Source organism: Streptomyces sp. NPDC002564 (assembly GCF_042889645.1).
GTDB lineage: Bacteria > Actinomycetota > Actinomycetes > Streptomycetales > Streptomycetaceae > Streptomyces.
On sequence record NZ_JBIARE010000001.1, the window covers coordinates 1,270,188 to 1,293,079 of the forward strand.

Consider the following 22,892-nt stretch of genomic DNA (forward strand, 5'->3'; position numbering starts at 1 on the left):
ACAGCACACTGCGAGGGGGGCGACGGGCGATGCACGGCCTATGGGCGAACGATCCGACGCGGCGGAACCGCAGCCGCCGACTCTGGCGCACACCGACCCGCAGGCGCAGGCGGGTCGGGAGCCGCACGAGCGGCCGTCGCCGCACGCACCAGCGCCCGTGCCGGCCAGGCCGGCGCACGGGCCGGACGGACACGGGAGCGACGCGGACCTGGGCGGTCCGGTGAGCGCCCGCCCGGTCGTGACCGCCGTACTCGACGCGGGAGTGGCGGCTCTGCCGTCCAGGATCCCGATGGCCCGGCGTCCGCTGCCGGGCGGCCGCGGCCTCGTCTCCCAGCTGGTGCTCCTGCTGCTCTGCGGCGGATACGCCACCGGATCGGCGCTCGGCTGGGGATCCAGCCGACTGGCCCTGATCATGGGCGACTTCGGGCTGAGCGTCGCCGCCGCGGCCGCCGCCGTCTCCTGCTTCCGCTACTCCCGCACCCGCCGCAGCCGCTTTCGACCCGCATGGCTGCTCTTCGCGTTCTCCTCCGCGATGGCGGCCCTGGGCAACGGCGTCTGGGGCTGGTACGAGGTCGTCCTCCAGCGCGACGTACCCAGTCAGAGCGTCGCCGACCTCTTCTTCCTCTGCTTCGCGCCGCCCGCCATCATCGGCCTGCTCGTGCTCGCCAAGCGCCCGGTGACCAAGGCGGGTTGGGGGTGCCTGGCCCTCGACTCCTGGCTGATCGGGGGCTCGCTCCTCACCCTCTCCTGGAGCCTGGCGCTCGCGCACACCGCGCGCTTCGAGGGCCGCAGCGTCGCGCACGCCGCGCTCTCGCTCGCCTATCCGCTCCTGGACATCGCGCTGGTCAGCATGGTCCTGGCGCTGCACTTCAGACGCTCGTCGGCGAACCGCTCCGCGGTGAACACCGCGATCGGCGCGCTCGCCGTGACCGTCATGTGCGACGCGCTGTTCACCTCACCGCTGCTGCACACCAGTTACAGCTCGGGCCAGATGCTGGACGCGGGATGGTTCGCCGGCTCGGTGCTCCTCGCGTACGCCCCGTGGGCCGCGCCGTGGCACGTGCGCGGCGGTCCCACGCGCGTGCAGTACGACAGCGAGCCCGAGGAGCCGAGGGCCCCCGCCACCCGGCCGATCGCCGGATCGCTGGCCGCCCTCACCCCGTATCTGGCCGCCGCCGTCTGCACGTTGGGGATCCTCTACAACGTGCTGAGCGGGCGCAGCGTCGACCGCGTCGTGCTCTTCACCGCCGGCACCGTCGTGCTCGCCCTGGTGGTCCGCCAGGGCATCATGCTCCTGGACAACATCACGCTGACCCAGGAGCTGGCCCAGAAGGAGAACCACTTCCGGTCACTCGTCCAGGGCTCCAGCGACGTCATCATGATCGCCGCGCCGAACGGCATCCTGCGGTACGTGAGCCCGGCCGCCGCCGGGGTCTACGGCCGCGAGGCCGACGACCTCGTCGGCTCCGAGCTGGCCACGCTGATGCACCCCGAAGACCTCGGCCGGGTCGTGCACGAGGTGCGCAGGTTCCTCGCCGCCAACCCCGTCGAGGAACCCACCACCCGCATCGAGTGCCGCTTCCGCTCGGGCCACGGCGACTGGCTCAACGTGGAGTCCACCGTCAACCGCCACCAGGGCGGCCTCATCTTCAACAGCAGGGACGTCACCGAACGGGTCCGCCTCCAGGCGCAGTTGCAGCACAACGCCGAGCACGACCCGCTGACCGACCTGCCCAACCGCGCCCTGTTCACCCGGCGGGTGAGCCAAGCGCTGACCGGCCGCAGAGTGACCGACCGCGGCACGGCCGTGCTCTTCATCGACCTCGACGGCTTCAAGGCCGTCAACGACACCATCGGACACCAGGCCGGGGACGAGCTCCTCATCCAGGCCGCACGCAGACTCCAGGAGGCGGTGCGTTCGGGCGACACCGCCTCCCGGCTCGGCGGCGATGAGTTCGCGGCCCTCATCGTCGGCGACGGGACACGGGACCAGGCCGCCAGGGAACACCACATCTACGAGCTCGCGGACCGGCTGAGAATCACCCTCTCCCAGCCCTACGCCATCGACGGCAACGACGTGCGGGTGGCGGCCTCCATCGGCGTCTCCTTCGCCGAACCGGGCATCGGAGCGGGGGAGTTGCTGCGCAACGCCGACCTCGCGATGTACCGCGCCAAGGCCGCGGGCAAGGGGCGTGTCGAGCTGTACGCGCCGCAGATGCAGGCCGACGTCGTGCGCAAGGCGGAGCTCGCCACCCGGCTGCGCGCGGCCCTGCACGACGGCGAGTTCGCGCTGCTCCACCAGCCCGTGGTCTGCCTGGACGACGGCCGGATCACGGCCGTCGCCGCCCAGGCCCGCTGGCGCTCGGCCCAGGGCATCCTCTTCACGCCCGCCGAGTTCCTGCGGGTGTCCGAGCGCGGCGAGAGCCAGGACGCCGGGCGCGCGGCCGAGCTCGGCCGCTGGATGTTCGAGGAGGCCGTCGGGCAGGCCGCCGAGCGCGGCAGGACCGGCCACGCCGTGCCCGTCTCCGTACGGGTCAGCGCGCGCAGGCTCCTCGACCGCTCCATGCCGATGGGCTCCATCGAGGCGCTGCTGACCCGGCACGGCCTGCCCTCGGGGGCGCTCGTCATCGAGCTCTCCGACACCGACCCCCGGGTCCCGCTCGACGAGCTGGAGCGCCGCCTCTCGGCCCTGCGCAGGCTCGGCGTGCGCATCGCGCTCGACGGCTTCGGCAGCGGCTACGCGGCGATCACCGCCCTGCGCCGGCTCCCCATCGACATACTGAAGCTGGACCGCGGCCTGACCGAGGGCGTCGTGGAGTCCGCGCGGCTGCACAAGATCACCTCCGGTCTGCTGCGCATCGCGGGCGACCTGGGGCTCGTCTCCGTGGCCGACGGCGTCGACCTGCCCGAGCAGGTGGTCGCGCTGCGCGCGATGGGCTGCACGCACGGCCAGGGCATGGCCTTCTCCGGGCCCCTCGACGAGTACCGGCTGCGCCGGGCGCTCTCGCTCGGGGAGTACCCGGTGCCGCTGGGCCCCGCCGAGCCGGTGCTCGCGGGCGGCCCCCCGGGGGCGTACGTGGGCGGGGCGTCGACGGCCTTCGGCGGCACGCCCGCGGGGGCGTACGCGGGCGGGTCCGCCGGGCCCTACCCGGGCGGTTCCGGGGGGCGGCTCACCACGGGCCCCGCGTCCTACGCCCGTTCACATAATGAGACCCCCGTCCCACCTACTTGACACGCACAGCGTGCCGGGGGGAGGGTCAATGCCATGCGCACCCGAATTCTCGTACTTGGAAAGCGCGTCGGCTGAAGCTGGGACTGACCGGTCCGAACACCGTCACCCCAGCGACCGCACCCGGCGCGCTCCCCTCGCTTGCCTCACGGCACGAGGGGTTTTTTGTTGCACTGGCACCCGCCAAACCCCCGCAAACACCCCGCAAAAACCCTCAGCTTCGAGAAGAGAATGCCGATGACCGAGCAGGCCACCGGGGCCCACCATCCGCAGCCGCGGCCCCGATCCTCAGGACAGCAGTCCGCCCCCGTCGAGCACGTCACGGGTGCGCAGTCCCTCATTCGTTCTCTCGAGGAAGTCGGGGCCGACACGGTGTTCGGCATCCCCGGCGGAGCCATCCTTCCCGCGTACGACCCGATGATGGACTCCACCCGGGTGCGCCACGTCCTGGTCCGCCACGAGCAGGGCGCGGGCCACGCGGCCACGGGGTACGCGCAGGCCACCGGCAAGGTCGGCGTCTGCATGGCGACGAGCGGGCCGGGCGCCACCAACCTGGTCACCCCGATCGCCGACGCCCACATGGACTCCGTCCCGATGGTCGCGATCACCGGCCAGGTCGCCTCCAAGGCCATCGGCACGGACGCCTTCCAGGAGGCGGACATCGTCGGCATCACGATGCCGATCACCAAGCACAACTTCCTGGTCACCAAGGCCGAGGACATCCCGCGGACCATCGCGGAGGCCTTCCACATCGCCTCCACCGGCCGTCCGGGCCCCGTCCTGGTGGACATCGCGAAGGACGCGCTGCAGGCCCGCACCACGTTCTCCTGGCCGCCGCAGCAGGACCTGCCCGGCTACCGCCCGGTGACCAAGCCGCACGCCAAGCAGATCCGCGAGGCCGCCAAGCTCATCACCGCGGCCAGGCGCCCGGTCCTCTACGTCGGCGGCGGCGTCCTCAAGGCGCAGGCCACCGCCGAGCTGAAGGTCCTGGCAGAGCTCACCGGAGCGCCCGTCACCACCACCCTGATGGCGCTCGGCGCATTCCCCGACAGCCACCCGCTGCACGTGGGAATGCCGGGCATGCACGGTGCGGTCACCGCCGTCACCGCGCTGCAGAAGGCCGACCTGATCGTCGCCCTCGGAGCCCGCTTCGACGACCGTGTCACCGGCAAGCTGGACAGCTTCGCGCCCTTCGCGAAGATCGTCCACGCCGACATCGACCCGGCCGAGATCGGCAAGAACCGCGCCGCCGACGTGCCGATCGTCGGGGACGCCCGCGAGGTCATCGCCGACCTCGTCCAGGCCGTGCAGGCCGAGCACACCGAGGGGCACACCGGCGACTACACCGCCTGGTGGACCGACCTCAACCGCTGGCGCGACACCTACCCGCTGGGCTACACCCAGCCCGAGGACGGCTCGCTCTCCCCGCAGCACGTCATCGAGCGGGTCGGGCAGCTCGCCCCGGCGGGCACGATCTTCGCGGCGGGCGTCGGTCAGCACCAGATGTGGGCCGCGCACTTCATCGAGTACGAGCAGCCCGCCACCTGGCTCAACTCCGGCGGCGCCGGGACGATGGGCTATGCGGTCCCGGCCGCGATGGGCGCCAAGGCCGGACAGCCCGACCGCACGGTCTGGGCGATCGACGGCGACGGCTGCTTCCAGATGACCAACCAGGAGCTCACCACCTGCGCCCTGAACAACATCCCGATCAAGGTCGCCATCATCAACAACGGCGCCCTGGGGATGGTCCGCCAGTGGCAGACCCTGTTCTACAACCAGCGCTACTCCAACACCGTGCTGCACAGCGGTCCCGAGGACATCGGCCCCAACAAGGGCACCCGCGTCCCGGACTTCGTCAAGCTGTCGGAGGCGATGGGCTGCGTGGCGCTGCGCTGCGAGCGCCCCGAGGATCTCGACAAGGTCATCGCCGAGGCCAACGCCATCAACGACCGCCCCGTCGTGGTCGACTTCATCGTCCACGAGGACGCCCAGGTCTGGCCGATGGTCGCCGCGGGCACCTCGAACGACGAGGTCATGGCGGCCCGGGGCGTGCGCCCCGACTTCGGCGACAACGAAGACGACTGAGACCGAGAGCGAAAGAGAGACCCAGAGTCATGTCCACCAAGCACACGCTCTCCGTCCTGGTCGAGAACACCCCCGGCATCCTCGCCCGGATCGCCGCCCTGTTCTCGCGCCGCGGCTTCAACATCGACTCGCTCGCCGTGGGCGTCACCGAGCACCCCGACATCTCCCGCATCACCATCGTGGTGAACGTCGAGGACCTGCCGCTCGAACAGGTCACCAAGCAGCTCAACAAGCTCGTCAACGTCCTGAAGATCGTCGAGCTGGAGCCGGGCGCCGCCGTCGCCCGCGAGCTGGTCCTCGCCAAGGTCCGCGCCGACAACGAGACCCGCTCCCAGATCGTCGAGATCGTCCAGCTGTTCCGCGCCAAGACCGTGGACGTCTCCCCGGAGGCCGTCACCATCGAGGCGACCGGCAGCAGCGACAAGCTGGAGGCCATGCTCAAGATGCTGGAGCCCTTCGGCATCAAGGAGCTCGTCCAGTCCGGGACGATCGCGATCGGCCGCGGCTCCCGCTCCATCACCGACCGCAGCCTGCGGGCCCTGGACCGCTCCGCCTGACACCGGACGGCCACAGCCCGCACCCGGGCCCGCCCGCATGGCGAGACCCGCGACCTTCCTTCACCGAACCCGCCGTACGGTGGGACGCAACACCAGCACACATAGGAGATTCCCAGTGGCCGAGCTGTTCTACGACGACGATGCCGACCTGTCCATCATCCAGGGCCGCAAGGTCGCGGTCATCGGATACGGCAGCCAGGGCCACGCCCACGCGCTGTCGCTCCGTGACTCGGGCGTCGACGTCCGCGTCGGTCTGCACGAGGGCTCCAAGTCCAAGGCCAAGGCCGAGGAGCAGGGCCTGCGCGTCGTCACGCCCGCCGAGGCGGCGACCGAGGCCGACGTCATCATGATCCTGGTGCCGGACCCGATCCAGGCCCAGGTCTACGAGGAGTCCATCAAGGACAACCTCAAGGACGGCGACGCGCTGTTCTTCGGCCACGGCCTGAACATCCGCTACGGCTTCATCAAGGCCCCCGAGGGCGTCGACGTCTGCATGGTCGCCCCGAAGGGCCCGGGCCACCTGGTCCGCCGCCAGTACGAGGAGGGCCGCGGCGTTCCGTGTATCGCGGCGGTCGAGCAGGACGCCACGGGCAAGGGCTTCGAGCTGGCGCTCTCGTACGCCAAGGGCATCGGCGGCACGCGTGCGGGCGTCATCAAGACGACCTTCACCGAGGAGACCGAGACCGACCTGTTCGGCGAGCAGGCCGTGCTCTGCGGCGGCACCGCCGCGCTGGTCAAGGCGGGCTTCGAGACCCTGACCGAGGCCGGCTACCAGCCGGAGATCGCGTACTTCGAGTGCCTCCACGAGCTGAAGCTGATCGTGGACCTCATGTACGAGGGCGGCCTGGAGAAGATGCGCTGGTCGGTCTCCGAGACCGCCGAGTGGGGCGACTACATCACCGGCCCGCGGATCATCACGGACGCCACCAAGGCCGAGATGAAGAAGGTCCTCGCGGAGATCCAGGACGGCACGTTCGCCAAGAACTGGATGGACGAGTACCACGGCGGTCTGAAGAAGTACAACGAGTACAAGACCCAGGACGAGAACCACCTCCTGGAGACCACGGGCAAGGAGCTGCGCAAGCTCATGTCCTGGGTCGACGACGACGAGGCGTAGGCCGTGACGGCAAGGGCCGGGGCGGCTGCCCCGGCCCTTGTCCATCGTGTCCAGCCACGGACGAGTGATCCTTCCACCGAGGAGCACGACGACGTCCGTCCCGCCACTACACTGCTGTTCAACATTCGCGTCGGGCCCACAGCGTCGTGCGTCTTCCACGCGGCTAGCACCCTCCACCGCCTGCGGCCGTCGGGACGGCCGTCCGCATTGGACCTGTGAGGACTCACGTGAGCACTGCTGCCAACGGCAAACCCGTCGTACTCATCGCTGAAGAGCTGTCGCCCGCCACCGTCGACGCGCTGGGGCCGGACTTCGAGATCCGCCAGTGCAACGGCGCGGACCGCGCCGAACTGCTGCCCGCCATCGCCGACGTCGACGCGATCCTGGTCCGCTCCGCGACCAAGGTCGACGCCGAGGCGATCGCCGCGGCCAAGAAGCTGAAGGTCGTCGCCCGCGCGGGCGTCGGTCTGGACAACGTGGACGTGTCCGCCGCCACCAAGGCCGGCGTGATGGTCGTGAACGCCCCGACCTCGAACATCGTCACCGCCGCCGAGCTCGCCTGCGGCCTGCTCCTGGCCACCGCGCGCAACATCCCGCAGGCCAACACCGCCCTGAAGAACGGCGAGTGGAAGCGCTCCAAGTACACCGGCGTCGAGCTCGCCGAGAAGACCCTCGGCGTCGTCGGCCTCGGCCGCATCGGCGCCCTGGTCGCCCAGCGCATGAGCGCCTTCGGCATGAAGGTCGTCGCCTACGACCCGTACGTGCAGCCCGCGCGCGCCGCCCAGATGGGCGTCAAGGTGCTCTCCCTCGACGAGCTCCTCGAGGTCGCCGACTTCATCACCGTGCACCTGCCCAAGACGCCCGAGACCCTCGGTCTCATCGGCGACGAGGCGCTGCACAAGGTCAAGCCGACCGTCCGCATCGTCAACGCCGCGCGCGGCGGGATCGTCGACGAGGAGGCGCTGCACTCCGCCCTCAAGGAGGGCCGCGTCGCCGGCGCCGGCCTGGACGTGTACGCGAAGGAGCCCTGCACGGACTCCCCGCTCTTCCAGTTCGACCAGGTCGTCTGCACCCCGCACCTCGGCGCCTCCACGGACGAGGCGCAGGAGAAGGCGGGCATCGCCGTCGCCAAGTCGGTGCGCCTGGCCCTGGCCGGCGAGCTCGTGCCGGACGCGGTGAACGTCCAGGGCGGCGTCATCGCCGAGGACGTGCGCCCCGGCCTGCCGCTCGCCGAGAAGCTCGGCCGCATCTTCACCGCGCTGGCCCAGGAGGTCGCCGCCCGCCTCGACGTCGAGGTGTACGGCGAGATCACCCAGCACGACGTCAAGGTGCTCGAACTCTCCGCGCTCAAGGGCGTGTTCGAGGACGTGGTCGACGAGACCGTGTCGTACGTGAACGCGCCGCTGTTCGCCCAGGAGCGCGGCGTCGAGGTCCGCCTCACCACGAGCTCCGAGTCGCCCGACCACCGCAATGTGGTCACGGTGCGCGGCACGCTCTCCGGCGGCGAGGAGATCGCCGTCTCCGGCACGCTGGCGGGCCCCAAGCACCTGCAGAAGATCGTCTCCATCGGCGAGTACGACGTGGACCTGGCGCTCGCCGACCACATGGTCGTCCTGCGCTACGCCGACCGCCCGGGCGTCGTCGGCACCGTCGGCCGCGTCCTGGGCGAGGCGGGCATCAACATCGCGGGCATGCAGGTCGCCCGCGCCACCGTCGGCGGCGAGGCCCTCGCGGTGCTCACCGTCGACGACACGGTGCCCCAGCCGGTCCTCAACGAGCTGGCCGAGGAGATCGGCGCGGAGTCCGCCCGCGCGGTGAACCTGACGGACTAGCGCTCCGGAGCCCCGTACGGGCGCCTCGTACGGGCCGGAAAGCAGCCGCGCCGGGCGGACTGGGATCCCCAGTCCGCCCGGCGCCGTCACGTGGTGGTGACTACGACCACTTGATGCAGGCGGCGGGGATCCAGCCGCGCTTGCTGGCGCCGAACTGGCTGCCGTACAGCCACTTGGTGCTGGTCTTGCCGCACAGCTTGTACTTCTGGCCCGTGTAGAAGTGGCCGTCGTTGCAGAGACTGCCCTTCTTGCCCTTGTTCCACTGGCCGAGGGCGGTGGCGTTCACCTTGGTGTGGGTGCGCACCTTGACCGTCTCCTTGGCGGGGACGTTGGTGATCTGCCGCGAGCAGTCGGGCTTGGACGCGGCGACGGCGGTGCCGCCGGTGGCGACCGTGCCGCCGACGAGCGCGACGGCGGAGAAGGCGACCGCAGGGGCCAACAGCCTGAACTTCATGAGGTGTTCGTTCTCCCGGTGCGTGGGGGGAATGGATCTTCGGACGCGGAGAACCGTATCGCCTCCCGAACACGGGAACGAGCCCCCGTAGCGCGGTCCTTACAGTCGTGACGACTTCAGGACCATGTGCAGCAGCAGGCGGTCCTCGCCCTCGTCCAGATCGAGGCCGGTGAGCTGCTCCACGCGCGAGAGCCGGTAGTACAGCGTCTGCCGGTGGATGCCCAACTCCGCCGCCGCGCGGCCCGCCTGGCCCGCGCAGTCGAGATACACCTCCGCGGTGCGGGCCAGCTCCCGGTGGGTGGGGCCGAGCAGCTGGTGCCCCACCGGGTCGTGCGCCGCCTCCGGGGGCAGTGCGGTCAGCAGCCGGTAGGGGCCCACGTCCGACCACTGCGCCACCGGACCGAAGCGCCGCTCGGCCAGGGCCGCGCGGGCCGCGCCCGACGCCTCCCACCAGGCCGCGCCCAGATCCTCCAGGCCGTGCCGGGCCCCCGCGATGCCGGCCGCGGCCCCCGGCGCCGCGTCGAGCAGCCGCGAGGCCGCCGTGTGCGCGGGCGAGAGGGCGTCGGCCGAGCGCAGCCGCACCAGCGCCGCCAGGGACTGCGCGGTCGTGCCCCACGGCACCGTGCACACCGCCGCCGCGCCCGGCACCGTACGCGCCGCCGGGGCGTCGTCCGGATCCGCCGAGCGCCACGGCGCCACGCACACCACCGCGTGCAGGCCCTCGGCGCGGGAGCCGAGGGCCGTGCGCAGCGCGGACACCGCCATGTCGCGCTGCCAGCCCCGCTCGGCCGTCAGGACGGCCCGGAACTCCCGGGTCAGGTCGGCGCCCGCCTGCGCCTCGTCGGCGAGCAGCGCGCCGATGCGGGTCGCCACCTCCATGGCGGCGGTCAGCTGCTGCTCGCCGGGGCCCGGCTCGTCGTCGAGCAGCCACACGTACCCCAGGGCGAAACCCCGATGGCGTACGGGCAGGCAGATGCGGCCCCGGTAGACGCCCGCCTCCGGGGTGGGCGGGATGCGGACCGGGGCGGTGGCGCGGGTGATGCCGAAGCTCTCGAACCAGGAGCGGACCTCGGCGGTGGAGCGGCGGGTCAGGATCGAGCGGGTCCTGACCGGGTCGAGGACGGTCGCGTCGAAGCCGCTGTCGCCGTCGGCCCCGCCGTCGTGCGCGCCGAAGGCGATCAGCTCGAAATCCCGGTTCTCCAGCGTCGCGGGGGCGCCGAGCAGCGCCGAGATCTCGTCGACCAGTTCCTGGTAATCGCCCTTCATGAGGCCATTCTCGCGCGGACCCGCCCGCTTTTCAGACATCTGTCTGAGATCCAGGGCACGGATGCGTGACAGCTGTCGATGGTTCACGATCGGAGGGATCCTTAAATTTCACGGTGGTTCTCCGTGCCGTACCGCCGCATTCCCTCCACGCAGGGCTGTGCCGGTACGGCACCCGATTTCGTACACCCGTGGAGGTGCCCCGTGCTGGGTCCCGTGATCCTCGCCGCGTCGCGCAGCGACAAGATGCGCCGTTTCGTCTCGGCGGCCCCCGGCACCAAGCAGGTCGTCGCCCGGTTCATCGCGGGTGAGGGGGTCGACCAGGTCGTCCCCGTCATCGTCGACGCCGCCGACAAGGGCCTCGAGGTCACCCTCGACGTGGTGGGCGAGGACATCACCACCGTCGAGCAGTCCCACGCCGCCCGCGACGCCTACCTGGAGCTCATCGGGCGCCTGAAGGACCTGGGCCTCGGTACCCGGGCCGAGATGTCCGTGAAGCTGTCCATGTTCGGCCAGGCGCTGGAGGGCGGCCACGAGCTGGCCCTCGCCAACGTCCGCCCGGTCGTCGAGGCCGCGGCCGCCATCGGCACCACGGTCACCCTGGACGCCGAGGACCACACCACCCTCGACTCGATGTTCGCCATCCACGACGAGCTGCGCAAGGACTTCCCGCAGACCGGCTGCGTCATCCAGGCCTACCTCTTCCGCACCGAGGACGACGCCCGGCGTCTGGCCGGGAACGGCAGCCGCGTGCGCATCGTGAAGGGCGCCTACAAGGAGCCCGCCGAGGTCGCCTTCCAGGACAAGGCCGAGATCGACAAGGCGTACGTGCGCATCCTGCGCATCCTCATGGAGGGCGAGGGGTACCCGATGATCGGGTCCCACGACCCGCGCCTGATCTCCATCGCGCAGGAGCTCGCGCGGCGCGCGGGGCGCAAGCTGGACGAGTACGAGTTCCAGATGCTGTACGGCATCCGCAGCGAGGAGCACCTGCGGCTCGCCGCCGAGGGGCACCGCATGCGGGTGTACACCGCCTACGGCACCGACTGGTACGGATACTTCATGCGCCGCCTCGCGGAGAAGCCGGCGAACCTGCTCTTCTTCGCCCGCTCCATCCTCACCAAGGGCTGAGCCGCCCGACCGACCCGCACCAAGCCCCCGCACATAAGGAGCCAAGGAACTCATGGACGCTGTGACCCAGGTCCCCGCCCCGGTCAACGAGCCGGTCCACGGCTACGCCCCCGGCTCCCCGGAGCGCGCCCGTCTCGAGACCAAGCTCAAGGAGCTCTCCGAGAACCCCATCGAGCTGCCGATGACCATCGGCGGCGTCAAGCGCCTCGGTGGCGGCGAGCCGTTCCAGGTCGTCCAGCCGCACAACCACAAGGCCGTCATCGGCACGGGCCGCGGCGCCACCCGGCAGGACGCCCAGGACGCGGTCGACGCCGCCCTGGCCGCCGCCCCGGCCTGGCGCGCCCTGTCCTTCGACGACCGCGCCGCGATCATCCTGCGCGCCGCCGAGCTGCTCTCCACGACGTGGCGCGAGACCATGGCCGCCTCCACGATGCTCGGCCAGTCCAAGACCGCCCAGCAGGCCGAGATCGACACCCCGTGCGAGCTCGTCGACTTCTGGCGCTTCAACGTGAAGTACGCCCGTGACATGCTCGCCGAGCAGCCCCCGGCGAACTCCACCGGCGTGTGGAACCGCCTGGACCACCGCCCGCTCGAGGGCTTCGTCTACGCGATCACGCCGTTCAACTTCACGGCCATCGCGGGCAACCTCCCCACCGCCCCCGCCCTGATGGGCAACGTGGTCGTGTGGAAGCCGTCCCCGACGCAGACGCACGCCGCCGTGCTGCTCATGCAGCTCCTGGAGGAGGCGGGCCTGCCCAAGGGCGTCATCAACCTCGTCACCGGTGACGGCATCGCCGTCTCCGAGGTCGCCCTGAACCACCGCGACCTGGCCGGCATCCACTTCACCGGCTCCACCCCGACCTTCCAGCACCTGTGGAAGACGGTCGGCGAGAACATCGCCACGTACCGCACCTACCCGCGTCTCGTCGGCGAGACGGGCGGCAAGGACTTCGTCGTCGCGCACCCCTCCGCGGACCGCGCCGTGCTGAAGACCGCGCTGACCCGCGGCTCCTTCGAGTACCAGGGCCAGAAGTGCTCGGCGACCTCCCGCGCCTACGTCCCGGCCTCGATCTGGAACGACGGCTTCAAGGAGGAGTTCGCGGCCGAGGTCGACGGCATCAAGATGGGTGACGTCACCGACCTGACGAACTTCATCGGCGCCGTCATCGACGAGCGCTCGTTCGCCAAGAACAAGGCGGCCATCGACCGCGCCAAGGCCGACGACTCCTGCACGATCGTCGCGGGCGGCACCTACGACGACTCGGTCGGCTACTTCGTGCGCCCGACCGTCGTCGAGTGCACCGACCCGGAGAACGAGGTCTTCAAGACCGAGTACTTCGGCCCCTTCCTCGCCGTGCACGTGTACGACGACAGCAAGGCCGACGCGTACGAGGAGATGCTGACCCAGATGGAGTCGGCCTCGGACTACGCGCTCACCGGCTCGGTCATCGCCAACGACCGCGCCGCCGCCGCGTACACGATGGAGAAGCTCCGCTACGCCGCGGGCAACTTCTACATCAACGACAAGTCGACCGGCGCCGTCGTCGGCCAGCAGCCCTTCGGCGGCGGTCGCGCCTCCGGCACCAACGACAAGGCCGGTGCCCCGCAGAACCTGCAGCGGTGGACGCTGACCCGCGCCATCAAGGAGACGCTGGTCGCGCCGACCGAGTACGGCTACCCGCACATGGGCTGACGCCCCCGCCGGGCCCTCGGGCCCGCCCCCGAACCCCGCCTCCGACCTGGGCCCCACCCCGGTCGGAGGCGGTGTCATGTCCCGGGGCCGGCGGCCGGGGTCAGCCGAGCGCGTCGACGACGACGCGCGTGATGTCCTCGGCGATCCGGTCCTCGCCGGGCGTGTCCGGGTCGAGGCGGGTCGTGTAGACGGAGACGATCAGCGGGGCCCGCCGGGGCGGCCAGGCCACGGCGACGTCGTTGACCCCTCCGTAGGCGGGCGTCCCGGTCTTGTCGCCGACCCGCCAGCCCTCCGGGAGCCCGGCGCGGATCCGCTGGTCCCCGGTGGTGTTCTCCAGGAGCCAGCGGATCAGCTGGTCGCGGTCGCGGGGGTGCAGCGCGTCGCCGAGGACGAGCCTGTCCAGGTCCGCCGTCATGGCCGCCGGGGTCGTGGTGTCCCGCCGGTCGCCGGGGAGGTTGGAGTTGAGGTCGGGCTCCCACCGGTCGAGGCGGGTGCGGGAGTCGCCGAGCGAGCGCGCGAACTCCGTGACGGCCGAGGGCCCGCCGAGCCGCCGCATCAGCAGATTGGCCGCGGTGTTGTCGCTGTACGTCAGGGTCGCGTCGCACAACTCCCGTACGGTCATGCCCGTTTCGAGGTGGAGCTCGGTGCGGGGGGAGGCGGAGACCAGGTCGTCGCGGCCGTACCGGATCAGCACGTCGAGCAGGCCGTGCTCCCGCTCGCGGGCCCGGCGCAGGATCGCCGCGGCGGCCAGGACCTTGAACGTCGAGGCGATCGCGAAGCGTTCGTGCGCGCGGTAGGCGACGACGGCGCCGCTGCCGGTGTCCAGGGCGTGCACGCCGATACGGCCCGGATAGCCCGCTTCGAGGTCGCGCAGCCGGCGGCCGACGTCGGGGCCGGTGGCCGCGGCGGCGGGCGCCGCGTGCGCGGTGCCGCTCCCCGTGCCGGGCAGCGAGAGGAGCGCGGGCGCCACGGCCGCGGCGCCCAGGAGCGTCCTGCGTGCGGGAGGTAAGTTCATGATCCCGACCGTACCGGTGCGCCGCCGGACCGGTCGAGGCTCAGCGACCGCCCGCCGACGCCGCCGAGATCACCTCGTCCAGCACCCCGCGCGCCCGCAACAGCTCCGCCACCTGCCGGTCGATCCGCTCCCGCTCCCTGACCAGCTCGTCCGCCAGCCACGGCGTCGCCGTCTCGGACGGACCGCCGTCCTTGTCCCGCATGCAGGGGAGGAGTTGGTAGATCTTCGTGCTGCACAGGCCCGCCGCGAACAGCTCCTGGATGTGTACCACCCGGTCGACCGCGGCCTCCGGGTAGTCGCGGTGGCCGCCCGGGGTGCGCTCCGCGTGCAGCAGGCCCTGCTTCTCGTAGTAGCGCAGCGACCGCTCACTCACGGCGGTACGCTTCGCCAGCTCGCCGATCCTCATGCCCAGGGCCCCCTCGTCCGTGCTCCGTCATCCCCGCCCGCGCGCGCCCGCAGCCGGATTCGCACTTGAATCTGACACCTGTGTCAGCTTCTACGGTTCCGGCATGACGAACACCGAGCTTCTCGCCCCGTATTCCGCAGGTCCCCTCGGCCTCCTGCCCAACCGCGTCGTGATGGCCCCCATGACCCGCGCCCGCGCCGCGGAGGACGGCACCCCGCTGCCCGTCGTCGCCGACCACTACGCCCAGCGCGCGAGTGCCGGCCTCATCGTGACCGAGGGCATCTGGCCCAGCAGCCGCGGCCAGAGCGGCTGGCGCTACCCGGGCCTGCAGACCCCCGGACACGTCGCGGGCTGGCGGCGGGTCACCGACGCCGTGCACGCCGCGGGCGGCCGGATCTACGCCCAGCTGATGCACGGCGGCCGCAACGGCCACCCGCTGGCCCGCATCGACGGCGACCTGCCGCTCGCGCCCTCGGCCGTGACCCCGCCCGGCCACGCGCACGGCCCGGACGGCACCAAGCCCGACTACCTCACCCCGCGCGAGATGACCCTCGACGACATCCGCACGGCGGTCCAGGACTTCGCCGACGCCGCCCGCAACGCCGTGGCGGCGGGCTTCGACGGGGTCGAACTGCACGGCGCCAACAGCTACTTGATCCACCAGTTCCTCGCCGACAACACCAATCTGCGCACCGACGCGTACGGCAGGGGCTCGATCGCCGACCGCATCCGCTTCGCCGTCGAGGTCGTCCGGGCCGTGGCCGACGCCATCGGTGCCGAGCGGCTCGGCCTGCGCCTGTCGCCGGGCAACCCGCAGTTCGGCATGGCGGAGGCCGACCCCGGCCCCGTCTACCGCGCGCTGCTCGACGAGATCGACGGGCTCGGCCTCGCCTACCTCCACCTCACCGACAACGACCGCTATCCGGCCCTGGCCGACCTGCGCCCGCACTGGCACGGCCTGCTCATCGGCAACGTCGGCGAGAACGGCGACCCGACGACCCGGGAGGCGGGCGAGGCCGTCCTCGCGTCCGGCCGCGCCGACCTCGTGTCGTACGGCCGGGCGTTCATCTCCAACCCGGACCTGCCCGCACGCCTCGCGGCGGGCGCGCCGCTCCAGGAGATCGACCCCGCCCACCTCTACACGAACGGCGCGCGGGGCTACACCGACTACCCCTTCCTGGAGCGGGAGCCGGTGCCCGCTCAGACCTCCACGAGCACCTGATCCAGCGACTTGCGCACCAGGTCGGGCACCCGGCAGTCCGGCGCCGGATAGCCCACCGGGATCACCGCGAACGCCTTCTCGTTCTCGGGGCGGCCGAGCACCTGGGACAGGAACCGCATCGGGCTCGGCGTGTGGATCAGCGCGGCCAGGCCGGACAGGTGCAGCGCGGAGAGCAGCATGCCCACCGCGATGCCGACCGACTCGTCGACGTAGTAGTGCTTGTGCTTGGCGCCGTCCTCGCCCAGCCAGTACCGCTGCTGGAAGACGACGATCAGGGCGGGCGCGTCCGTCAGGTGCGGCTTGACCTCGTCCGTGCCCAGCGGGCGCAGGGCCGCGAGCCACTCCTCGCCCAGCCGTCCGTCGTAGGAGATCTGCTCCTCGTGCTCGGCGGCCTCGCGGATACGGCGGCGTATCTCCGGGTCCTGCACCAGGACGAAGGTCCACGGCTGCTGGTGCGCGCCGGACGGCGCCGTCGCCGCGCACGCGATGGCGTCCCGGACGACCTGCGGGGGCACCGGGTCCGGCGCGAACTGGCGTACGGTGCGCCGCTCCTGCATCCGCTGCCGCAACTCGGCGGCGTGCGCGAGGGATTCGGGCGCGGGCATCCGCGCGGGGCGGTACGGCACGGAGCGGTAGGGCGCGCCGTGGATGGGGGTCCACTCTTGCTGCTCTGCGTTATCGGGCATGCCCAGATTCTGCGGCGGCGGACGCCACGCGCGCCATGGTGCAGCCCCCTTCAGGACGGCTTCCCGGTCAGCTCCAGCCGGTCACGATCAGCGTGAGGGCGACGGTGAATCCGCCGCCGAGCAGCGCCAGATACCCGCCGTAGCACCGCCGCTTCCGGTGCGCGAGGAACCCGAAGGCGCCGCACGCCAGGCCCACGGTGAGGGTGCGGGAGCCGCGGGAGAGCGCGGAGTGGGCCAGCCAGGCGGACGGCGCGACGTCGGCGCGGCCCGCCTCACGGGCGTACACCTTGAACGGGATGCCGTTCCAGGGCTGGTGCCGGACGGCCGCCGCCGACTCGGCGGACAGCTCCTGGCGGACCTCGGCCCGCATCCGGTCCGTGGTCAGCGGCTGCGGCAACTGGACGCCGGACGCGGCCAGATGGAGGGCGAGGAGTCCGCCCGCGAGGCTGCCCGCGAGCGCCGCCAGTGACAGCTTCAGCGCCCGGCGCGGCACCGCCACGCACGCGACCGCGAGGAACAGCTCCGGCATCAGCGGCCAGCTCAGCGCCTCCGCGCACGCCCACGCGAAGCCGAGCGCCGGCCCGATGCGGGCACCGGCGACCGCGGCGACCCGCTTGCGCACCCGGGAGTCGGCGAGCGGCTCGGACGTCGTACGCCGGTGCAGTGCCGCCACCGCGTCACGGGCCTGCTCCGGCGTCGCGGAGGCGGGCAGCGGCGTGCCGACGGCGACCCGCACCAGCGCGGGGCGCAGCCTGCCGTGCTTGGGCAGCAGCCGGTCCGTGCCCGCGATGGCGGCCGGCACGACCGGGACGCCCGCCTCCTGCGCGAGGACCAGTGCCCCGCGGTGGAAGGCGCCCAACTCGCCGTCCCTGGCCCGGGTGCCCTCGGGGAAGAGGACCACCGCGCGGCCCGCCCGCAGGTCGGCCGACCTGGCGAGCAGGTCGGCGGTGCCGCCGCCGGTGCGCCGGACCGGGAAGCCCGCGGCCAGCCGGCTGCAGATGCGGCGCCGCCACGGGGAGGCGAACCAGTAGTCGGCGGCGGCGCCGATGGCCGGGGCGTGCCGGGCGTCCAGCGCGGCGAGCAGGGCGGCGGTGTCCGCGTGGGAGGAGTGGTTGGCCACGACGACGCAGCCGCCGCGGGGGAGGCGGCCCCGGCGCTCGACACCTCCGGTGAGGGTGAGCAGGGTCCACCACAGGGCGCGGCGCAGGAGGGCGGCCAGGGGGATCTTGCGGGCCGGGCCGGGACGCGGCCGTTCACCGGCTCCGCCGCGCCCGCCCGCAAGCGCCGGTCGGGCCGGGTGGGCCGGGTGGGCCGGACGGACTGGACGGGCCGGACGGGCTGGACGGGCCGGACTGGGGCGGCCGCTCCTGTTGTCGGGGCTCGGGTTCGTACGGGGTGGTGGTGCGTCGGAGCGGCCGGGATGCGTGTCGGTGTGGGGGGCCGGTGGTGTGTTCGTGGCGGCTGGTCGCAGCTTCGTGTGGGCTGATTCGTCGCGCTGTGCGGGGCTGTGCATCAGGTCACCGCCATCGTCAGGAGCAGGGCCACCAGGAGGGAGTCGACGCGGTCGAGGAGGCCGCCGAAGCCCGGCAGCCAGGTGCCCGCGTCCTTCACGCCCGCCTCGCGCTTGACCATCGACTCCAGGAGGTCGCCGAGGACACCGCCGACCAGGACCGCCGCCCACAGGGCGGGGGAGAACGCGCCGAGCGCGGCCAGCGCGGCGGCCGTCGACGCCGCGGCCCCCAGCACGCCCGCCCACGTCTTGTTCGGCGACAGCGGGGACAGCGCGCGCGAGAGCGGACCCCGGCGCCCCAGCGCCGTACCGCCGCACCACGCCCCGACGTCCCCGAACGCCACCGCGACGCCGACCGCCACCGCCGTGTCGCCGAGCAGGACGAGGCCGCTCAGCGCGACCGGGATCCACAGGAGGCCGAAGGCCGTGCGGCACGCGCGCGTGAAGCCGCCCGCCGCGTCCCCGGAGAACAGGGCCACCGCGGCGGCGGCGATCAGCAGGACGCCCGCCGCGCGCACGTCGAGCGCGCCGGGCGCCGCCCACGCGAGGCCGGGCACCGCCACCGCCGCCGTGCCCAGGACCACCCGCTCGCCCCGGGGCAGCGCGGCCATCCGCGCGTACTCGCCGACCGCCACCGCACCGAGCCCGGCGGCCAGCGCGAACGCCCCGGCCCGCCCCACCAGGAACGCCCCGAGGAAGAGCGGCGCCGCCAGCGCCCAGGTCCGCCACCGCTTGCGCAGCTCCGCCCGCATCCGTACCCGCGAGGGCAGCGCCGCGACGGCCACCCCGCCCGCGCCCAGCACCCCGGCGACCACCGGCAGGGCGCGGCCCGCGACCTCGCCCGCGACGAACGCCGCGCTCACCGGGCACCGCCGAGCACGCGCCACAGCCGCGCCAGGCGCAGCCCCGCCGTCACCGCGGAGCCCGCCGCGATCACCGCGAGGACCGGCACCACCCAGCCGGACGCCGCGGCGACCATGACCAGGGCACAGCGTTCCGTCTTGCCGACCGGGCCGCCGTTGAGGCGCTCCGCGCCCGCCGCGGCGCCCGCGAGCGACACCCAGGACGGCAGCGTCGCCGCGAGCCCCGCCGTCGCCACCAGCCACAGCGGGGCGAGCGCGGTGAAGCCCACGAGGACGGCCAGGTCGGCCGCGCGGTCGCCCAGTTCGTTGAGCAGCGCGCCCCTGCGCGTGGTGCGGCCGGTGTCCCTGGCCAGCGCGCCGTCGAGGTTCGCGAAGGCCAGACGGGCGGCGAGGAGCACCGCCACCAGGGGCGCCGAGGCGCCGAAGGGGAGCAGGGCGAGCGCGGCACCGGCGCCCGCCGCGCAGACCACGCCCGCCAGCGTGAGGGTGTCGGGCGACACCTCGCGCCGCACGAGCGCGGCCCGCACGCCGGACAGCTTGTCCGCGTACCAGGGCTTGAGAGCGTAGAGGCCGTTCATGGGAGTGACTCTGCCGCCGGGCGCGCGGCCGCGAATCGGGGTGCGTACTCAACCGCGGCCTGAGTACGGTGAGGACGTGACCACCCTGCGTACCGCCCACACCAGCGCTCTCACGCCGGCCGAACTGCGCGCCGCCCGCACCCTGATGGACGCCGCCTTCGACGGCGACTTCAGCGACGAGGACTGGGAGCACGGCCTCGGCGGCCTGCACGCCCTGGTCACCGACGCGGCGGGCGCGCTGCTCGCGCACGGCTCGGTGGTGCAGCGGCGGATCCTGCACAACGGCCGTTCGCTGCGCGTCGGTTACGTCGAGGCGGTCGCCGTCCGCCCCGACCGGCAGCGGCAGGGGCTCGGCGGGCAGGTGATGGGCGCCCTGGAGCAGGTCGTCGACGGGGCGTACGCGCTGGGGGCGCTGTCGGCGTCCGCGGACGGCAAGGGGCTCTACCTGGCGCGCGGCTGGCGGACCTGGCAGGGCGCGGTCGGCACGCTCGGCCCGCACGGCGTGCTCCCCATGCCGGAGGAGGACCCGCCGCTGCTGTGGGGCGGCCCGGACCTCGACCCGGCGCACGAACTGCTCATCGACTGGCGCGACGGGGACGTGTTCTGACGGCTTCCGACGTGTGCCGGGACGTATCTGGCAGGGGCCGGGACGTCCCGGCAGGTGCCGACGGACGCGTGGGACGCGTACCGACGCACGCCGCCGGTCGGCGCCGGCGTCAGCTCCCCGCGCCCGTCGCCCGCACGATGATCTTCCCCAGGTTCTCGCCGCGCAGCATGCCGAGGAACGCGTCCACGATCCGGTCGAACCCGTCCACCACCGTCTCGTCGGGACGTATGCGCCCGCTCTGCAGGTGCGGCACCACGAAGTCGTACAACTCCTCCTGCAGGTGCGGATAGTCGCGCACCAGGAAGCCCTCCATGCGCAGGCTCTTCTCCACGATGTCGGGGAGGTTGCGCAGGGCGTAGGGCGTGCCCGTCGCGTTGTACTGCGCGATCGTGCCGACGCGGACGATCCGGCCGCGCTCGCGCAGCGCGGAGATCGCGGCGTCCAGGTGCTCGCCGCCCACGTTGTCGACGTAGAGGTCGATGCCGTCGGGGGCCGCCTTCGCCAGGAGGCCGGCGGTGGGGCCCGCGTGGTAGTCGAAGACCTCGTCGTAGCCGACGTGTTCGGTCAGGTACGCCGCCTTCGCCGCCGTGCCCGCACTGCCGACGAGCCGTCCCGCGCCCATCAGCCGGGCGAGGCGCCCGGTCGCCGTGCCGACGCCGCCCGCGGCCGCCGAGACGAACAGGTCCTGCCCCGCGCGGAGTTCGGCGACGCGGGTCAGGCCGACGTAGGCGGTCAGGCCGGTGCCGCCGAGGATGCTCAGGTGGGCGGAGAGGGGCACGCCGTCGAAGCGGGGCAGCCTGCGGACCTCGTCGGGGGTCACCACGGTGTGCGTGCGCCAGCCCCGGCGGTGCAGGAGGATCTCGCCCTCGGGGAGCGCGGGGTCGCGGGAGGCGACGACGCGGCCGAGGGTGCGGCCCTCCAGCGGGGCGTGCAGCGGGAAGTCGCCGTCCATCATCTCGCGGTGGTACGGGTCGACGGACCAGTAGAGGTTCTCGACCAGGGCGGTGCCGGGCGCGGGCCGGGGCAGCGGGGACTCCACGACGGTGAAGTGGTCGGCGGTGGGGAAGCCGTGCGGGCGGGCGGTCTGGTGCACGGTGAGCGCGGTGTCGGTCATGTCCGTGACGGTAGGAAGGAATGCGGGCGCCGGGCAGGGGGTTGCGCTCATGCAACGGCCCGAACCATGAGGGTCCCTCATAGAAGCAGGTGAGCCCCCTGACGACGCCCGCCGTCCCCGGCCCGGCGCGCCCCGGCCGCCCCACCACGGAACCCCGCCCGACCACGGAACCCCGCCCCGCCACGGCACCCCGCTCCACCACAGCACCCCGCTCCACCGCCGCGCTCCCCGCCGACCTCGCCCCGCACGAGCTGCGGATCCTCGTCGCCGTCGAGCGCGAACGCGGCTTCTCGGCGGCCGCGCAGGTGCTCGGGCTGACGCAGTCCGCCGTCTCGCACTCCGTCCGCGGCACCGAACGCAAGGTCGGCGCCGTGCTGTTCGAGCGCGGCCGCAAGGGGGCCACGCCGACCCCCGCCGGAGCCGCCGCTGCCGCGCACGCCCGGCGGGTGCTGCGGCTGCTCGACACCCTCGTCGCGGAGGCGCGCGGTGCCGCGCGGGGCGCCGCCGAGGGGCCGCTGCGCATCGCCGCCTTCCGCAGCGCGGCCCTGCATCTGCTGCCCGCCGTCCTGGAGCGCCTGGCCGCCCGCCACCCCGGCATCGAGCCGGAGGTGCGGATCGTGCGCGAGCTGGGGGAGGGGACGGCGGGGGAGGTCGCCGCGGGGCGGGCCGACATCGGCATCGGCACGGTCGGCGGGACGACGCCGGTCCCCGCCGGGCTCATCGGGGACGCCCTCCTCGAGGAGCCGTACGCGCTGGTGCATCCGGCGGGCCACCCGGACCCGCGCTCGCTGCCCCTGGTGGACTGGCACGAGAACTGCGGCTCGTACACGCGGGACTGGTGGCGGCGGCAGGACTGGATCCCGCGGGCGACCGTCCTGACCGAGGACGACGGAGCAGTGCTCTCGATGGTGAGCAGTGGTCACGGCATGGCGATCATGCCCGCCCTCTCCCTGACCGGAGCACCGGACACTGTCGAGATCACTGATCTCGGAGCGGAGCGCCCGACCCGTTCCGTGGGCTACGTCACCACGCCCGAGCTGGCCTCCTCGACCGCGGTCCGCGCCCTGATTCGCGAGCTCAGAGCGCTGTAGCGGTCTCCGGCGCGGGCGCGCGGGGCGACGGTCCCGACGACGGCCGTCTCAGATAGTAGGAAGTCCGAGTAATTGTGGAGACAGACGCTCCGGGCTCCCTTAGCTTTGTAGGAGCCGAACGTCTCGCTCGACCAAGCGAATGGCGGTCGTGAGCCGGAGCCGCACGCAGGCAACCCCTGCCGCTCCCTGCTCCCCGCCCGTTGCGGGTCCCCCCACGCCGCAGGCAGTGGGGATGTCTCGAAAACACCCTTCCCTCAAGGAGTGGATCTCCCATGGCCGAGACGACCGCACGCCGAGTCCGCCACACCTCCCGTACGAGCGACTCCGAGCGCAAGAACGCAGCAGCGGCCCTCCAGCGGGCCCTGGACCGCAGGGACAACGGCGGCGAGACGGGCCACTGAGCCCGCCCGCGGGTCCCCCCGCCCGGCGTCCCCGCACG

20 protein-coding genes are annotated in these 22,892 nt (G+C 72.9%); 11 read left to right on the forward strand and 9 right to left on the reverse strand.

Features of this window, described 5'->3' with window-relative positions:
* Window positions 1-220: 220 nt before the first annotated feature.
* The 5 genes from ACFYXE_RS05825 (at window position 221) to serA (ending at window position 8,820) form a co-directional block, all read left to right on the forward strand.
* The gene (locus tag ACFYXE_RS05825) at window positions 221-3,232 is read left to right on the forward strand and encodes a putative bifunctional diguanylate cyclase/phosphodiesterase (RefSeq protein ID WP_389309592.1); all 3,012 of its coding nucleotides are present in this window, start codon (window positions 221-223) and stop codon (window positions 3,230-3,232) included.
* Window positions 3,233-3,466: 234 nt separating this feature from the next.
* On the forward strand, window positions 3,467-5,314 hold the full coding sequence (locus ACFYXE_RS05830) for an acetolactate synthase large subunit (RefSeq protein WP_389309132.1): 1,848 nt from the start codon (window positions 3,467-3,469) through the stop codon (window positions 5,312-5,314).
* A gap of 29 nt (window positions 5,315-5,343) precedes the next feature.
* Window positions 5,344-5,871 (forward strand): acetolactate synthase small subunit, encoded by a 528-nt coding sequence (ilvN, locus tag ACFYXE_RS05835; RefSeq protein ID WP_055568881.1) that lies wholly within the window; start codon window positions 5,344-5,346, stop codon window positions 5,869-5,871.
* Between the two features lie 115 nt (window positions 5,872-5,986).
* Window positions 5,987-6,988 (forward strand): ketol-acid reductoisomerase, encoded by a 1,002-nt coding sequence (ilvC, locus tag ACFYXE_RS05840; RefSeq protein ID WP_389309134.1) that lies wholly within the window; start codon window positions 5,987-5,989, stop codon window positions 6,986-6,988.
* A 227-nt stretch (window positions 6,989-7,215) separates the two neighbouring features.
* A complete protein-coding gene (serA, locus tag ACFYXE_RS05845) occupies window positions 7,216-8,820 on the forward strand; it encodes a phosphoglycerate dehydrogenase (RefSeq protein WP_361177410.1) in 1,605 nt (534 codons plus the stop codon).
* A gap of 100 nt (window positions 8,821-8,920) precedes the next feature.
* Here serA and ACFYXE_RS05850 read toward each other — a convergent pair whose 3' ends face one another.
* Complete coding sequence (locus ACFYXE_RS05850; protein WP_389309137.1) at window positions 8,921-9,274, reverse strand: hypothetical protein; 354 nt, start codon at window positions 9,272-9,274, stop codon at window positions 8,921-8,923.
* 99 nt (window positions 9,275-9,373) lie between these two features.
* Complete coding sequence (locus ACFYXE_RS05855) at window positions 9,374-10,540, reverse strand: PucR family transcriptional regulator (protein ID WP_389309139.1); 1,167 nt, start codon at window positions 10,538-10,540, stop codon at window positions 9,374-9,376.
* A 201-nt stretch (window positions 10,541-10,741) separates the two neighbouring features.
* On the opposite strand from ACFYXE_RS05855, the gene ACFYXE_RS05860 reads away from it, so the two are divergent.
* Both ACFYXE_RS05860 and pruA read left to right on the forward strand, forming a co-directional pair.
* Window positions 10,742-11,668 (forward strand): proline dehydrogenase family protein, encoded by a 927-nt coding sequence (locus ACFYXE_RS05860; RefSeq protein ID WP_361177415.1) that lies wholly within the window; start codon window positions 10,742-10,744, stop codon window positions 11,666-11,668.
* A 52-nt stretch (window positions 11,669-11,720) separates the two neighbouring features.
* Window positions 11,721-13,361, forward strand: coding sequence for an L-glutamate gamma-semialdehyde dehydrogenase (pruA, locus tag ACFYXE_RS05865; protein ID WP_389309142.1), 1,641 nt, complete (start codon window positions 11,721-11,723; stop codon window positions 13,359-13,361).
* A gap of 100 nt (window positions 13,362-13,461) precedes the next feature.
* Here pruA and bla read toward each other — a convergent pair whose 3' ends face one another.
* Window positions 13,462-14,376: a class A beta-lactamase gene (gene bla, locus ACFYXE_RS05870; protein WP_389309144.1), complete on the reverse strand. Its 915-nt coding sequence runs from the start codon at window positions 14,374-14,376 to the stop codon at window positions 13,462-13,464.
* A 40-nt stretch (window positions 14,377-14,416) separates the two neighbouring features.
* Window positions 14,417-14,782: a MerR family transcriptional regulator gene (locus ACFYXE_RS05875; RefSeq protein WP_389309146.1), complete on the reverse strand. Its 366-nt coding sequence runs from the start codon at window positions 14,780-14,782 to the stop codon at window positions 14,417-14,419.
* A 103-nt stretch (window positions 14,783-14,885) separates the two neighbouring features.
* On the opposite strand from ACFYXE_RS05875, the gene ACFYXE_RS05880 reads away from it, so the two are divergent.
* Window positions 14,886-16,004, forward strand: coding sequence for an alkene reductase (locus ACFYXE_RS05880; RefSeq protein WP_389309148.1), 1,119 nt, complete (start codon window positions 14,886-14,888; stop codon window positions 16,002-16,004).
* Here the strand turns inward: ACFYXE_RS05880 and ACFYXE_RS05885 are convergent.
* The 4 genes from ACFYXE_RS05885 to ACFYXE_RS05900 all read right to left on the reverse strand — a co-directional run bounded on the left by ACFYXE_RS05885 (window position 15,983) and on the right by ACFYXE_RS05900 (window position 19,641).
* Window positions 15,983-16,690, reverse strand: coding sequence for a nitroreductase family protein (locus ACFYXE_RS05885; protein WP_389309150.1), 708 nt, complete (start codon window positions 16,688-16,690; stop codon window positions 15,983-15,985). The genes ACFYXE_RS05880 and ACFYXE_RS05885 overlap by 22 nt on opposite strands.
* Window positions 16,691-16,757: 67 nt before the next feature.
* A complete protein-coding gene (locus tag ACFYXE_RS05890; protein WP_389309595.1) occupies window positions 16,758-17,915 on the reverse strand; it encodes a lysophospholipid acyltransferase family protein in 1,158 nt (385 codons plus the stop codon).
* Between the two features lie 287 nt (window positions 17,916-18,202).
* Window positions 18,203-19,063: a phosphatidate cytidylyltransferase gene (locus ACFYXE_RS05895; protein ID WP_389309152.1), complete on the reverse strand. Its 861-nt coding sequence runs from the start codon at window positions 19,061-19,063 to the stop codon at window positions 18,203-18,205.
* Window positions 19,060-19,641 carry a CDP-alcohol phosphatidyltransferase family protein gene (locus ACFYXE_RS05900; protein WP_389309154.1) on the reverse strand — a complete coding sequence of 194 codons (582 nt, stop codon included), beginning with the start codon at window positions 19,639-19,641 and terminating at the stop codon, window positions 19,060-19,062. Before ACFYXE_RS05900 ends, ACFYXE_RS05895 begins: the two co-directional genes overlap by 4 nt.
* On the opposite strand from ACFYXE_RS05900, the gene ACFYXE_RS05905 reads away from it, so the two are divergent.
* Window positions 19,640-20,248 (forward strand): GNAT family N-acetyltransferase, encoded by a 609-nt coding sequence (locus ACFYXE_RS05905; protein ID WP_389309156.1) that lies wholly within the window; start codon window positions 19,640-19,642, stop codon window positions 20,246-20,248. The two genes, ACFYXE_RS05900 and ACFYXE_RS05905, sit on opposite strands and share 2 nt — an antisense overlap.
* Before the next feature lie 109 nt (window positions 20,249-20,357).
* On the opposite strand, the gene ACFYXE_RS05910 is transcribed toward ACFYXE_RS05905, so the two are convergent.
* The gene (locus ACFYXE_RS05910) at window positions 20,358-21,362 is read right to left on the reverse strand and encodes an NADP-dependent oxidoreductase (protein WP_389309158.1); all 1,005 of its coding nucleotides are present in this window, start codon (window positions 21,360-21,362) and stop codon (window positions 20,358-20,360) included.
* A gap of 251 nt (window positions 21,363-21,613) precedes the next feature.
* On the opposite strand from ACFYXE_RS05910, the gene ACFYXE_RS05915 reads away from it, so the two are divergent.
* Both ACFYXE_RS05915 and ACFYXE_RS05920 read left to right on the forward strand, forming a co-directional pair.
* Entirely contained in the window at window positions 21,614-22,453 is an 840-nt protein-coding gene (locus tag ACFYXE_RS05915) for a LysR family transcriptional regulator (protein WP_389309597.1), read from the forward strand.
* Window positions 22,454-22,725: 272 nt separating this feature from the next.
* Window positions 22,726-22,854: a hypothetical protein gene (locus tag ACFYXE_RS05920; protein ID WP_361181394.1), complete on the forward strand. Its 129-nt coding sequence runs from the start codon at window positions 22,726-22,728 to the stop codon at window positions 22,852-22,854.
* The last annotated feature ends 38 nt before the right edge of the window (window positions 22,855-22,892 follow it).

Excerpts from the sequence above, each read along its gene's own strand:
- bla (WP_389309144.1), bottom strand. The coding sequence starts at position 14,376 with ATGAACTTACCTCCCGCACGCAGGACGCTCCTGGGCGCCGCGGCCGTG.
- ACFYXE_RS05855 (WP_389309139.1), bottom strand. The coding sequence starts at position 10,540 with ATGAAGGGCGATTACCAGGAACTGGTCGACGAGATCTCGGCGCTGCTC.
- ACFYXE_RS05900 (WP_389309154.1), bottom strand. The coding sequence starts at position 19,641 with ATGAACGGCCTCTACGCTCTCAAGCCCTGGTACGCGGACAAGCTGTCC.
- ACFYXE_RS05905 (WP_389309156.1), top strand. The coding sequence starts at position 19,640 with ATGGGAGTGACTCTGCCGCCGGGCGCGCGGCCGCGAATCGGGGTGCGT.
- ACFYXE_RS05850 (WP_389309137.1), bottom strand. The coding sequence starts at position 9,274 with ATGAAGTTCAGGCTGTTGGCCCCTGCGGTCGCCTTCTCCGCCGTCGCG.
- ACFYXE_RS05910 (WP_389309158.1), bottom strand. The coding sequence starts at position 21,362 with ATGACCGACACCGCGCTCACCGTGCACCAGACCGCCCGCCCGCACGGC.
- ilvN (WP_055568881.1), top strand. The coding sequence starts at position 5,344 with ATGTCCACCAAGCACACGCTCTCCGTCCTGGTCGAGAACACCCCCGGC.
- ACFYXE_RS05885 (WP_389309150.1), bottom strand. The coding sequence starts at position 16,690 with ATGCCCGATAACGCAGAGCAGCAAGAGTGGACCCCCATCCACGGCGCG.
- ACFYXE_RS05880 (WP_389309148.1), top strand. The coding sequence starts at position 14,886 with ATGACGAACACCGAGCTTCTCGCCCCGTATTCCGCAGGTCCCCTCGGC.
- ACFYXE_RS05875 (WP_389309146.1), bottom strand. The coding sequence starts at position 14,782 with ATGAGGATCGGCGAGCTGGCGAAGCGTACCGCCGTGAGTGAGCGGTCG.
- ACFYXE_RS05920 (WP_361181394.1), top strand. The coding sequence starts at position 22,726 with ATGGCCGAGACGACCGCACGCCGAGTCCGCCACACCTCCCGTACGAGC.
- pruA (WP_389309142.1), top strand. The coding sequence starts at position 11,721 with ATGGACGCTGTGACCCAGGTCCCCGCCCCGGTCAACGAGCCGGTCCAC.
- ACFYXE_RS05830 (WP_389309132.1), top strand. The coding sequence starts at position 3,467 with ATGACCGAGCAGGCCACCGGGGCCCACCATCCGCAGCCGCGGCCCCGA.